This is a genomic window from Acinetobacter sp. CIP 102136 (assembly GCF_000369685.1).
In the GTDB taxonomy this organism is placed as follows: Bacteria; Pseudomonadota; Gammaproteobacteria; order Pseudomonadales; family Moraxellaceae; genus Acinetobacter; species Acinetobacter fasciculus.
In genome coordinates this window covers 135,913-149,308 of the sequence record NZ_KB850142.1, presented here as the reverse complement: position 1 = coordinate 149,308, position 13,396 = coordinate 135,913, and the positions used below count along the sequence as shown (strand labels likewise).

Here is a 13,396-nt window from a genome sequence, read left to right as displayed (position 1 = left end):
AACCGAGAAGATCTTTGTAGTGGAGAATTTGTATCTTTCATCATTCAATCAATTTATGAAGATCAGTCGTCACACAATGATTCATCTATACTCACTGAGGTGGATGGCCAAACATTTTCTCTGCCATACGCTGGGCCTGCTTGCCATAAAACCAGTAGGTCAGCAGATACAGCGGAATTGCGATCATCAGGAACATGATCAGCACAATACTCATAAATTGTGGCTGCTGTAGATACAACAGAAAGTCCTGCCAGGCATTCGGATTGGAACGGGTGGCGATAACAATACCGAGCAAGAGAAATAATAAATTATAGCCCCAGTAAATCAGGCTAAACCCGAGGGTGAATTTTTTACGCTCTGCTTGGGTCGGGGCACGTTTTTGCTGTTTTAAAAATTTAAAAAGCACCCAAATCATGGCTACCAGATAGGGAACAATCGTCAAGACTGCACCCATGCCCATCGGCAGCAAGGCTGCGAGTACACCGCAAATACAGGTAAAAATAAAACATATAACGAAAAACCAGATAAAATAACGACTTAGCGGCAACATATGCATGACTCAGTGATCTTCAACAAGCTAGTATAAAAAAAATCAGGTTTTTTTTCATTTTATTGTCAACCATCCACTACAGGGTGACGTTATATAGGGTACAAGGTACAAAAATTTGGACTGGCATCCACGAATTTTTGCTGACCTTTAGAGCTAAAGCAATAAGTCCAGTGTACAGGGAAATTTTGAATAGCAGCCAAAATCTTCATGTAACACAAATTTGACCGACGATTTCATCATCACTCGAATCGTCGGTTTTTATTTTTTAAAATCCCTATTTCTAAAATCTGAGGGCTTGCAGAACCTTTAATATCTGATGATCTGGATACAACCGTCCATTAATATCCATACTGATCAAAATAAATTCAGCCTCCAAATCACAAACAATTCACTGAAATATCGATTTCAAGTAGATTTTTACCTGTGCTTTTTCCTATAGTAGCAAGGCAGACATTTCAGGGTTCATTACATGGCAGTTCATTTTCTTCACACTTCCGATTGGCATCTGGGACAATTTTTCCATAACCATCACCGTGAATTTGAACATGCACAGTTTTTGACTTGGCTACTTGAGCAAATTAAAACAAAGCAGCCGCATGCTCTGCTGATTGCCGGCGATATTTTTGATGTGATCAATCCAGCTTCCAGTGCGCAAAGACAACTATACCAGTTTCTGGCCGACGCCCACGACCTGGCGCCACATATGCAGACCCTGATGATTGCAGGCAATCATGATTCCGGTTATCGGATTGAACAGGTTGAACCCTTGCTGGCCAAATTCAATGCCAAAGCTGTGGGAATCGTAGGCCGCACTGCAGAAAATACCCTGAACCTGGATCGTCTACTTATTCCTATTTATGATCGGGATAAAAATATCATCGCCTGGTGTCTGACCCTACCCTATTTACGCAGTGCCGAAATTACCGGACTGAATGAACATACCAGCAATAACCAGAACGCGATCAGTTATCTGCATCAACAACTGATTGCCGAAGCCAGAGCCCGCAAACAGCCACATCAGGCACTAATTTTAATGTCACATGCGCACATGCAAGGTGGTGAGACCTCCGACTCTGAACGTCCGATTATTGTCGGCAATGAAGAGGCCCTGTCGACGGCGCTGTTTGATGATGTGATTGATTATGTCGCGCTCGGGCATTTGCATAAACCACAAAAAGTCGGTCAGCCACATATTCGCTATAGTGGCTCTCCGATTCCGCTGTCATTTAGTGAGATTAATTATAAGCATCAAATAGTGGAAGTCAGGATTGATCCCGAACAAAACCCGGAAAACCGCTTTCAGTACGATGCCTTAAGCATTCCGCGTACTGTCGAGCTGTTCCGCATTCGTGAAAAGCTGGAAAATTTAATCACTACAATTCAGGCCTTGCCTGCCGGAGAAATCGAGCAGCTTTCTGCACGGCATTTTCTGGAGGTGGAATACACGACCGATGCGCCGCCTCCGGTAGATCTGCGTCAGCAAATAGAACAGGCCCTACCTGCTAACCGTTACCGACTGCTGCGCATCAGCCGGATTTACCAGCAACAGGTCGACCTTAGTTCAAGCCAGTCTAAAATTGATCTGGCACCCCCTACTCCGGAATCGCTATTTTTCAATATCTGGAAAAAAATGGGCTATGAGCAGGATCACTCGGTACAACGGGATTTTCAGGAGTTACTGAATGAAGCCCAACACGAACTTGCACAAAAACAACAAGCCTAGGATCGGCCATGAAAATTTTACGTCTAAGTCTTCATAATCTGGCCTCCCTCACCGGCACCCATCATATTGATTTTGAATCGAGTCCTTTGGCTCATGCCGGCCTGATTGCCATCACCGGCAAAACTGGTGCCGGAAAATCTACCCTGCTCGATGCCATGTGCCTGGCGCTTTACAATGAAATTCCACGTTTAAAAGGTGCGACAGGCAGCTTGAAAGATGCTGGCGGTCAGGATGTTTCCATCAAGGATTCCAAGAATATTCTGCGCCGTGGCTGCGTGCATGGTTTTGCCGAACTGGAATTTATTGCACTCGACAGCAAACGCTATATGGCACGCTGGGAAATTAAACGGGCACGCCAGAAAGTCGATGGCAATCTAAAAGTAGACCGCTACGTCAAATGTCTGGATGACGACACGACACTGACGCAAAAAATATCGGAAGTCACCCCGCTCATTGAAAAACTGGTGGGCTTAAGTTTTGAGCAGTTTACCCGCGCAGTGTTGCTCGCACAGTCGGAAGTCGGCGCATTTTTAAAAGCCAAAGATAATGAGCGTGCAGATTTACTGGAATATCTCACCAATTCGCAGATTTTCAGTCTAGTTAGTCAGAAAGCTGCAGAGAAATTCAGCGAAGTCAAAAACAAGCGCAACGATCTGGAAAAGCTGATCGGGCATATTGAAATTCTGTCTGAAGAAGACATCAGCGCTTTACAACAGCAGCAGAACTCTTTGTCTTTGCAACTTCAGAATTTGCAGCAATCAGAAAAACTGCTAGAAAATGAGAAACAATGGCATCTGGACCGACATAAACTCTATGCAGAAGTCCATGCCAAAAAAGAAGTCTACGAAGTACAGCAAGATGCAGTAAATAAATCTGCAGGACAGCAACAGCTACTGGAGCAGCTGGATGAATTCCAGTCGATTCGGGATCAGTTTGTGAGTCGTACCCGTCTAGCCCCTCAAAAAGAGCAGATTCAGCACCAGCACACCCAATTTACGCTGGAATTTGAAACGCTCAAACAGAGCTTTGTAGCAGAAGAAGCCAAACTTACAGCCTTACAACAACAGCAGCACCAGTTTCAGCAACACTTGGCAAACCTGAAACCGCATCTGGAGGCAGGTTTAAGGCTGGATCATGCAATTGATACGGTATCAGAGCGGTACAAAAAACTGCATGCAGAGCAAAGCCAGTTTCAAACCCTTCGTCTACAGCCTTTAGAAGAACAACTGCGACAGCAACAACAGACTTTGAATCAGCTACAAGCTCGGCAAGAAAAGGTTGCACAACAATTGGCTGAATCTGGCTTTTTAAATGTATTCGATCTGGAACCGCAAAGTACCTTGCAACGCATACAAGACTTTATGCGTCAGTATCAGCAACTGCAGCAACAGAATCCGGACAGCCTGAAGCAGCCTTTGCCTGAACTGAAAAAAACCGTTACAGCACTTTCAGAAAATCTGAACCAGTGGATACAACAGCATCATAGTCTGGAACAGCTGGAAGAGCAGCTCAAAACCATTCAGGAAATGCGTCAGCAACGCCAAGCGAAACAGCGTCAGCTCGACCTGCTGCAACAGCAGGTGCAACAGATCGTTCAACAATCACAAGAATTTGAACAACTGCAATCTGCTGTAAATAGCCAACAGCAGCAACTAAAAATGCAGCAAGAGGCCGAACAGGCACTGCATCAGCAGATTCAGGCTGAACAACAGGCATATGAACACCTGGAACAAATACTTGCCCAGCAACGTTTATTGCATGCGCAAAGTGTGCAGGATCTTCGTGCCCAGTTAAAACCGGATGAGCCATGCATGGTCTGTGGGAGTATGGCCCATCCTTTTGTCGATACCGCCCATGAACGTCTGGAACAGAGCCTGAGCCAGTTACAGGAGCAACAGTTACGGCAGGCAAAACAGCAGCTTGATCAGCAACTGCAATCTCAGCAGCAGCAACGCATTGAAATATCCAAAGCACAAACAGTAATTGAGCAACAGCAACAGCGTTGCCAGGTCCTACAAAACCAGATTCAACAATCCTCTGCTGACTGTAAATCTCAACTACTTAAACTGGAAGTGGTTACCGAGCAGCACAATGATCTTCCTATATTTACCCAGTTGCTGGCGAATCACACTCAAAGCCTGGTCCAGCAGCTAGAACTGTCACAACAGCAGGAACAACAGCTCCAGCAACAATTACAACAATGGCGTCAACAACAACAGCAATTGCACCAATTACAACTGGCTCTACAGCAACGTCAGCAACTTGACCAACTAATACACCCAGTTTTAAGCGTACTGCCCGAGCAGTACCAGTCGCAGCCACCTATGCTCTGCTTACCTCAGTTGCAGCAACAGTTAGAGCAGCGCATGCAGCACTTGGCAGTACAAAAGCAGCTGGAATCTGACCTGCATCAACAGCAACAGATATTGGAAAAGAGCCAGTATCAACTACAATTGGAACAGCAAAATTTTGCTCAATTGAGCCAGTCTGTAGAGCAGTTGATTCAGCAAGGCAAAGACCTGCGTCAACAGCTGGCTGAACTGACCAAAGAGCATACAGGACAAGTCTACCGTGTCGCTGCAGAATGGCGTGATGCGCTGGATCAGCAAGCCAAAACCTTAGAGCAGACTTTAGAACAACAGCGTCAATGCACGGCTCAGGCTGAAAAACAGTGGCATCAAACCCACTTAAAACTGCAAGAATTTATCAGTCAACTTCAGCAGATCGATCGGCAATTGGCTCAATATCAGCAAGATATTCAGGCATGGCAAGCAGCACATCCGCAAGTGACGGTAGCTCAAATTGAACAATGGCTCAGTATTGATCTGAGCAGCCATCAACGGATTCGTCAGGATCTGGCCAACCAGAAACAGGCACTCGAAAATGCCAGAACAGCCTGGCAATTACTGCAAGAACAATATCAGGCCCATTTAAAACTACAGCCAGAACATGAATTTGAGGAAATTGAACAAAAGCTTGGCATGCTGCATCAGGAAAAAATAATGCAGCAGGAAGTACTCAATGAAACTGATGCCAAACTGCGTATGAATGCCAATAATCAAAACACCTATGCCAAATATCAGCAGCAAATTGAGCAGATCAAAGCTGAAGAATACCGTTGGGGTCGTATTTACGATCTGATCGGACATAAGGAAGGTACCAAATTCCAGAAAATTGCCCAGGAACATCATCTGGATATTCTGGTGGAATATGCAAATCAGCAGTTGCAACCGTTGGCACCCCGCTATCAGTTACACCGTATTCCGGATAGCCTGAGTCTGGCGATTATTGATCTGGACATGAATAGTGAAGTCCGCCCTGTGCTGTCCCTATCGGGGGGTGAAACCTTCCTGGTTTCATTGGCTTTGGCTTTGGCGATTGCCAATATGGCCTCCGGCTCCATGAAACTGGAATCACTGTTTATTGATGAAGGTTTTGGTACGCTAGATCCTGCTTCGTTACATATGGTGATGAATGCACTGGATCATTTACAAAGTCAGGGTCGTAAAGTTGTATTAATCTCGCATGTGCAGGAAATGCATGAACGTATTCCGGTACAGATTCAGGTCAAACCGGTTGGTGCAGGTGCAAGTACCATTCAGATTATAGGCTAAGGATCATGAACACTGCCCCGAATACGCTCTCGCACTATTTCAGCCTACAGCTTGAGAGCCTACGGGGTATCAGTGCCATTGTGGTGTTATTCAGTCACTGCTTTCAGGCATTTATTGGGCCTTTCGATACCAGCATTTATTCATGGATACGCCTGCTTGGGCAGGCTGCAGTCATGATTTTCTTTGCCTTAAGTGGTTATCTGATCGGCTATTCAATCCAGTACAACATTCATCAGCATGGTCAGTTCAATCTGCACCATTATGCCCGACAGCGTGGCCGCAGAATTTTACCGCCCTTTCTGTTTGCCATGGGGTTGACCCTGGTTTTATATCTGCTTGCTCCACTATTATTTACCAACCACACGCATGCTTTTCAACACAGTTTTGGCATGATGATCCGGACTGACTATAGTATAGACATGATGGAGTTTGTTGGCTCGCTGCTATTTTTGAATGGCTTTGTGACGCCAACGGTTTCAGCCAATGCTGCGCTCTGGAGTCTGAGCTATGAAGTGTGGTTTTATGTGCTGGCCGGATTCTTACCTTTTTTAAAAAATTCGGAAATCGCCAAAATCGGGTTTTTTATGGTTCTGGCTATACTATCAGTACTGAACATCCAGTTTTTTATTTATTTTCTGGTCTGGCTCACTGCCTTTGCTTGTTCATTTCGATATATCCAGCTACGTTTTTTAAACCGCTTACAATCAGTCAAATTAGCCCTATTCGGCTTGGCATTTCTAATCGCCTGTTTTGATGCTTACCAGTTTCAGGTGATTGATGAGGCCCAGCAATACCGCGCTGCGAATTTTGCCCCTTTTAATTTCTGTGTGGGTCTGGCCTTTAGCTGCTGGCTGGTACAGCTCCAGCATCGACGCAGTCATTATCATCCGGTCTGGGTTCAATCCGCAGACTTTTCCTATACCTTGTATGTCACCCATTTCCCATTACTTTTATTTATTTTGGGCTGTATTCCGGCAACTTTGGCCTATGGTCTGGGCGGAGCAATTTTAGCTTTGCTTGCCAGCATGTGCAGCTTAATAGTTTTTGCCTGGTTAATGGCCAAATGGCTCGAACCAGCCAGAAAAAAAGCGTTATCCAATACCCTGCGATAACGCTTTGCTGCAAAAAACTGACATTAGTAGTTTATACATCTTTTTTAGGCCGTGCACCAAATAGGGCTGTGCCAACACGAACCATGGTAGAACCCGCAGCAATCGCTTCGGTCATATCCCCAGACATGCCCATACTTAAAGTATCCCAATCTTCAGGGTGTGCATGCTGAACTTTGACTGCATCAAATAAAACTTTGGCATCAGCAAAGGCTTGAGGATTATTCGGTGCAGGAATCACCATCAGGCCACGTAAACGTACATTCGGCAGTTGGCTGATTTGTGCCACTAGTTCTGCGACTTCTTCCGGCTGGCAGCCATCTTTGGTATCCTGGCCATCAATATTCACCTGAATACAGATATTCAGTGCGGACTGATTATCTCCACGCTGATTTGATAAACGCTCGGCAATAATCAGGCGATCGACTCCATGTACCCAGGCAAAATTTTCCGCCAGAGCCTTGGTTTTGTTGCGCTGCACATGACCAATAAAATGCCATTCAATCTCCAGCTCTTTCAGTGCCGTGATTTTTTCCAGTGCTTCCTGCAAATAGTTTTCACCAAAAGCACGTTGCCCTGCCTGATACATCTCTGCCAGCACGCTACTCGGCTGGGTCTTGGAAACGGCAAGCAGTTGCACCGCATCTGCTTCGCGGCCGGCCTCAACACAGGCAGTTTCAATTTGCACTAAAACCTGATTTCGTGACTGTTGCAACATATTCATTGATGGGGTTCTCATTTCATTCATCTTTTTTTCCCTTGCCCATGAACTAAGTGTTGGTTAAGCTGTGGGAAAGCCTTATTATTCTATCAAAATAATTAACATTTTAATGAACTCGGGGACCTTATGGATATCACAGAATTGTTGGCATTTTCTGCTAAAAATGGTGCGTCGGATTTACACTTGTCTGCGGGCTTACCGCCAATGATTCGTGTCGATGGGGAGGTTCGTCGCATCAACCTTCCAGCATTAGAACATAAAGAAGTGCATAAACTCGTTTATGACATCATGAACGATAAACAGCGCCGTGATTTTGAAGAAAATCTGGAAACTGACTTTTCTTTTGAAGTGCCTGGCGTGGCGCGTTTCCGTGTCAACGCATTTAACCAGAACCGCGGTGCCGGTGCGGTATTCCGTACCATTCCATCTAAAGTCCTGACCCTTGAAGATCTGGGCATGGGACAGATTTTTAAAGACATCTGTGAATATCCACGTGGTCTGGTACTGGTGACAGGTCCTACCGGTTCGGGTAAATCAACCACCTTGGCGGCGATGCTGGACTATATTAATGACAACCGCTATGACCATATTTTAACAGTCGAAGACCCAATCGAATTTGTGCATCAGTCGAAAAAATGCCTGATCAACCAGCGTGAAGTGCATCGTGATACGCATGGCTTTAATGAAGCGCTACGTTCAGCACTGCGTGAAGATCCGGACATTATTCTGGTCGGTGAGATGCGTGACCTTGAAACCATTCGTCTGGCGTTAACTGCAGCAGAAACCGGTCACTTAGTATTTGGCACCCTGCATACCACCTCAGCGGCCAAAACCATTGACCGTGTGATCGACGTATTCCCTGCTGAAGAAAAAGACATGGTACGCGCCATGTTGTCTGAATCCCTACAAGCCGTAGTTTCACAGGCTCTACTGAAGAAAAATGGCGGTGGGCGTGTGGCGGCGCATGAAATCATGATCGGTATTCCTGCGATCCGTAACCTGATCCGTGAAAACAAAGTCGCACAAATGTACTCAGCAATTCAGACAGGCGCCAACTATGGCATGACCACACTGGACCAGACCCTGAAAACACTGGTGTCCAAAGGTTTGATCAGCCCGCAAGTTGCACGTACTGCAGCCAAACAGCCAGAAGCATTTTTATAAAAAAATTGAATTGTATTGGGGTTTATATACATGGATTTTAACGGCTTACTCGATTATATGGTGGAGAAAAAAGCATCGGATCTGTTCATTACTGCCGATGTCGAACCGTCCATCAAGATTAATGGGCAGATTTTACCGATTGGTTCGGTAAAATTACCCGGTGCGGCAGTAGGACAACTGCTCCATTCCATCATGACCGAAAAGCAGCGTAAAGAATTTGCTGACAGTCGTGAATGTAACTTTGCCATCAGCACGCCGGATAAAAGTGCCCGCTTCCGTGTCAGTGCCTTTCAGCAACGAGATCAACCGGGGATGGTGCTGCGTCGGATTGAAACTGTTATTCCCACGATGGATGAACTCAAGTTACCGCCGATTCTAAAAGAACTGGCGATGACCAAACGTGGCATCATTATTTTTGTCGGGGCAACGGGTACCGGTAAATCAACCTCGCTGGCGTCTTTGGTCGGTTATCGTAATGAAAATTCCAAAGGTCATATCATTACCATTGAAGATCCGATCGAATTTATTCACCAGCATAAGGGCTGTATTATCACCCAGCGTGAAGTCGGCATCGATACGGATTCATTTGAAATTGCCCTGAAAAATACCCTGCGTCAGGCACCAGACGTGATTCTGATCGGTGAGATCCGTTCACGTGAAACCATGGATTATGCGATTGCCTTTGCCGAAACCGGTCATCTGGTCTTTGCTACCCTGCACGCCAACAACGCCAACCAAGCGATTGACCGGATTATCCATTTCTTCGAAGCAGACCGACATAATCAGCTGTTCATGGACTTGTCCCTGAACATGAAAGCCATTGTGGCACAGCAACTGATTCCAACCATCGATGGTAATGGTCGCCGTGCAGCGATTGAGATTCTGATTAACTCACCACTGATTGCCGACTTGATTCGTAAAGGTGATGTGCATGAGATCAAGGATCTGATGAAGCGTTCCCGTGAACTGGGCATGCAGACCTTCGATCAGGCGCTGTATGATCTGTATAAAGCCAAACAGATCAGCTATAAAGATGCACTGAAACATGCAGATTCACCAAACGACCTGCGTCTGCAAATCAAGCTGTCAGAAGAAGGTGGTAGTCACTTATTACGTGCGCATTCCAACATTACCTTTGATGGTCAGTCCTGATCATCTTGAAGGCATAAAAAAAACAGGCTTCAAGAAGCCTGTTTTTTTGTTTCAACCGGAGTGCAAATTATTTTTTACGAAACACTTCCTGACAGGCCGGCGCATCGCAGTAGCCATACAGATTCAGAGAGTGACCGGTTAATTCAAAACCAAATTTTTCAGCAACATCATGCTGCTCTTTTTCAATCGTATCATTGATGAATTCAACGACTTTGCTGCAATTCAAACAGACCAGGTGATCGTGGTGATCTTCCTGCATGATCTCGAAAACGGAATGATTATTTTCAAAATTATGACGTTCGATGATGCCCGCTGCTTCAAATTGCGTTAACACACGATACACAGTTGCTAAACCTACATCTTCGCCCTGATCGAGTAAAGTCTTGTAAATATCTTCCGCACTTAAATGATGTTGTTTTGAATTTTCTAGTAATTCTAATATTTTAATTCGTGGAAGGGTAACTTTCAGTCCAGCTTTTCGTAAATCTTGGTTTGAAATAGTCATGTAAAAAGGTCTCTCAACAAAATCAAAGTTGGAATATGCAACAAAGTTTAGATGCAGTATGATCTATCCTTGGATCAAATGCATCATAATTAATTTGGGATAGTTTAGCAAAATGCAAAAAATCATGTTGACGTTATTCGTCACTTCATTGCTCGTCGGCTGTTCGACATTAGGTGTTTATAAAGTAGATATTCCACAAGGAACCCCTTTAACCCAAGCACAAGCCGCTAAAATTCAGGTGGGAATGAGCCATCAACAGGTGCGTTTCTTACTGGGCAGTCCAACAGTAAGCGATCCACTGAATCCTTTACGTTGGGACTACATCTATAACTATACCCCAGGAACCTACGCTAAAAAAGCCAAGATCCCGGCAGCCCAAGGCCAGCATTTGAAAATCTACTTTAACCAGTCTGGTATCGTGGAACGCGTTGAAGGTCTGGAGACAATTCCAGAATCTCAACCTGGCTTACCAGGATCAAAAGAAGCAATTTTAAATGCTCCTCCACTATAGTCGGTTTCTCATGAAAAAGCCCCTGAATCATCAGGGGCTTTTTTGATTAAGCTGATTGATTGAGCAGATCATTGAGGCTACTGCTCATTCAAGCCGCTTTCTATTCGGAAGATGGTTTCAGCTTTCTTAAAAGATTGCCTCTGGCATAACGACCCACAGGATTTTTCTCGGCGCGTTTACGTCGGATGTCTTTAGGATTGATGGTCAGTGGCCGATAAATTTCCACCCGATCACCTGCTGCCAGTTGCTGCTGATGATCTTGCAAGCGCACGCCAAAAATGCCCAGAGATAACGGTTCAGGCAATTCGACCTGCTCACGGATTCCACTTTGCTCAATCGCATCCAATGCTGTCATGCCGGACTGAAATGGCACGGCTAGATGAAATTGTTTTTCTGGCGTCGCATACGCCACCCAGATCATCGCCTCACTCATCAGATGAATTGTCCTAAGACAGCAATGATTGCCAGAATAATCCCGACCGGTAACACTACACGTACTGCAATACGCCAAATGTTATAAAACGCTTCAGAGCTGAAATTCATTGATTTACGCAAATGACTGATCTTCATGATCCAGCCGGCAAATAATGCATAGATCAAACAAATCAATAAGCCCCAGACGAGCAAGACCACATTGAAAATTGGGCTTAGATTTGGAATAGCCCAGATCAGCGTAACCGCCGCCACAATCGCCCATTGAATCGCAGGATGAAGCTGACGTTGCTGTAACTGTTCACGTGCCATTTGCAAAATTAATGCGGCAGCTGCCACCATCGCTGCGACCAAGGTGAATGCAGGGATTTGCGCTTGCACAGCAAAGAAAGCAAATGCAATGACAGCAACGAGCTGCGCAATCCAGATCGGCAATACCGTCTTGCTGGCGACATCCTGTTGTTGTACAGCGCTCAGGCTAGACTGCCAGTACAAGCCCATGCCCAGACCACTTGCCACCAGCGCTAATACGGTGGCATTGCCCCATTCCGAGAATTCGACTGGCGTGACTTGCCATGCAGGTAGTGCAGTTCCCATTACATTGGCCAGAACCAGAGATGCGAGCACCCCAATCGTTGTAACAGCCAATAAAATTTGACGCGGTAGCAGTGACAGGGCCAACGCTACTATTGTCAATCCGATCAACAAAAGGTTCGGTGCAAGATCAAGTGCAGCAACCGCCAGAACATTACTGGCATTGTTCAGCATTGCACCTGCCAGAAACGGAATAAAAATCACACTTAACCAGCCGACAATACGCCATTTCTGTGACGCATCCGCTTCACGGGTCAGCGTTGACAGCGCCTGTAATGGCGTTGTTCTAGAGCGCTTGGCCAAAGCAATTTCCAAGTAGCAGACTGGAAGTGCCAGAATCAGCATGGTGGCTAACCAGAGCATCCAGAAATCCAGCTGACGATCAATCTGGATACCGGTTATCGGTGCGAGCGTCGCGATGATAATAAACGATAAACAGAAAGCCATCAGCGGCGATAACCATTTTGACATAGCATTGTCCTGCATGATGCATTCCTATAAAAATCTAGCGCTATTTTGCCTTGTGAAGCGGTGAAAATCAAAAACAAAAAGCAAACCACCTTAACGGTGATTTGCTGCGCCAAAATTATAATTAAATTGTAATTCTTGTTATCTCTTTAGATATTTTATTATGAGAAAAACCGAGCGAACCAGTTTTTACCGGTTTTCTTTTCTTTTTCCTTGATGATACCCATCATATTTTCTTTCACGGCACCGACATAATCGGCGTCATCGTGCTGGATATGGTTAATCAGCCATTTCGATAATACTTCGTGCAGTTCATGTTCAATCGACTGCCCCAGTTCAAAACGGTCACGATATGATTCAATTTTCTTAATAAACAGGTCATGCACACGTTTATGCGGTACCCGATATTTATAGCCGGCTTCTTCCTGAAGAGATTCCTCAAAGGTAAAATGCGACTGGGTATAATCAATAATATTGTCAAGAATCTGTTTAATACGGGCACGTTCGGTATTGGCATCGATTCCATCAATTTCGTTGATATAATCGAGAATTCGTTTGTGCTGATCGTCAATCACATCGATACCAGTATTATAGTCTGGGACCCATTTCATTTTCATTACGACCACCTATAAATATTAAGGACTTATAACGTGAAAATGAGCATATAGCGTATTGATTGAAATAAAAATGAAGCAAATTAGTCGGCTTTCCGCCTAAATCCAGCTTTTTCACTTTAAGTTTCTGTTATATATAATTAAAAATAATTTATCCTGAGTAAAAGGCTAAGATATTAATTAACCAAAAACTGTAATAAACCTTTATTTATTCTTAGATTTTTTCCTATTTGAAAATA

At 44.8% G+C, this 13,396-nt stretch carries 12 protein-coding genes; 6 read left to right on the top strand and 6 right to left on the bottom strand.

The features are described 5' to 3' along the window. Window positions 1–91: 91 nt before the first annotated feature. A complete protein-coding gene (locus F893_RS06190) occupies window positions 92–550 on the bottom strand; it encodes an ABZJ_00895 family protein (RefSeq protein ID WP_005107697.1) in 459 nt (152 codons plus the stop codon). Between the two features lie 469 nt (window positions 551–1,019). On the opposite strand from F893_RS06190, the gene F893_RS06185 reads away from it, so the two are divergent. From F893_RS06185 to F893_RS06175, 3 genes are read left to right on the top strand one after another with little or no spacing between them, the layout of a single operon-like run. Then, window positions 1,020–2,273 carry an exonuclease SbcCD subunit D gene (locus F893_RS06185; protein WP_005251166.1) on the top strand — a complete coding sequence of 418 codons (1,254 nt, stop codon included), beginning with the start codon at window positions 1,020–1,022 and terminating at the stop codon, window positions 2,271–2,273. Between the two features lie 8 nt (window positions 2,274–2,281). Further along, entirely contained in the window at window positions 2,282–5,887 is a 3,606-nt protein-coding gene (locus F893_RS06180) for an AAA family ATPase (protein WP_005251165.1), read from the top strand. 5 nt (window positions 5,888–5,892) lie between these two features. Then, a complete protein-coding gene (locus tag F893_RS06175) occupies window positions 5,893–6,999 on the top strand; it encodes an acyltransferase family protein (RefSeq protein ID WP_005251164.1) in 1,107 nt (368 codons plus the stop codon). Between the two features lie 31 nt (window positions 7,000–7,030). On the opposite strand, the gene F893_RS06170 is transcribed toward F893_RS06175, so the two are convergent. Further along, the gene (locus F893_RS06170) at window positions 7,031–7,720 is read right to left on the bottom strand and encodes a YggS family pyridoxal phosphate-dependent enzyme (RefSeq protein WP_005251163.1); all 690 of its coding nucleotides are present in this window, start codon (window positions 7,718–7,720) and stop codon (window positions 7,031–7,033) included. A 123-nt stretch (window positions 7,721–7,843) separates the two neighbouring features. Here F893_RS06170 and F893_RS06165 point away from each other — a divergent pair, with 123 nt between their 5' ends. Next, complete coding sequence (locus tag F893_RS06165) at window positions 7,844–8,881, top strand: type IV pilus twitching motility protein PilT (RefSeq protein WP_004279279.1); 1,038 nt, start codon at window positions 7,844–7,846, stop codon at window positions 8,879–8,881. Between the two features lie 30 nt (window positions 8,882–8,911). After that, on the top strand, window positions 8,912–10,033 hold the full coding sequence (locus F893_RS06160; protein WP_004279277.1) for a PilT/PilU family type 4a pilus ATPase: 1,122 nt from the start codon (window positions 8,912–8,914) through the stop codon (window positions 10,031–10,033). A 67-nt stretch (window positions 10,034–10,100) separates the two neighbouring features. Here the strand turns inward: F893_RS06160 and fur are convergent, their stop codons facing one another. After that, window positions 10,101–10,538 (bottom strand): ferric iron uptake transcriptional regulator, encoded by a 438-nt coding sequence (gene fur, locus F893_RS06155; RefSeq protein WP_004279276.1) that lies wholly within the window; start codon window positions 10,536–10,538, stop codon window positions 10,101–10,103. Between the two features lie 112 nt (window positions 10,539–10,650). On the opposite strand from fur, the gene F893_RS06150 reads away from it, so the two are divergent. Then, the gene (locus tag F893_RS06150) at window positions 10,651–11,049 is read left to right on the top strand and encodes an outer membrane protein assembly factor BamE (RefSeq protein ID WP_004279275.1); all 399 of its coding nucleotides are present in this window, start codon (window positions 10,651–10,653) and stop codon (window positions 11,047–11,049) included. Between the two features lie 100 nt (window positions 11,050–11,149). Here the strand turns inward: F893_RS06150 and F893_RS06145 are convergent, their stop codons facing one another. The 3 genes from F893_RS06145 to F893_RS06135 all read right to left on the bottom strand — a co-directional run bounded on the left by F893_RS06145 (window position 11,150) and on the right by F893_RS06135 (window position 13,160). Continuing rightward, the gene (locus F893_RS06145; protein ID WP_005251162.1) at window positions 11,150–11,482 is read right to left on the bottom strand and encodes an RnfH family protein; all 333 of its coding nucleotides are present in this window, start codon (window positions 11,480–11,482) and stop codon (window positions 11,150–11,152) included. Further along, window positions 11,482–12,561 carry a hypothetical protein gene (locus tag F893_RS06140; protein ID WP_005251160.1) on the bottom strand — a complete coding sequence of 360 codons (1,080 nt, stop codon included), beginning with the start codon at window positions 12,559–12,561 and terminating at the stop codon, window positions 11,482–11,484. The genes F893_RS06145 and F893_RS06140 overlap by 1 nt, the downstream gene beginning before the upstream one ends. 143 nt (window positions 12,562–12,704) lie before the next feature. Continuing rightward, window positions 12,705–13,160, bottom strand: a complete 456-nt coding sequence (locus F893_RS06135; protein WP_004646133.1) for a bacteriohemerythrin — start codon at window positions 13,158–13,160, stop codon at window positions 12,705–12,707. Between the last annotated feature and the right edge of the window lie 236 nt (window positions 13,161–13,396).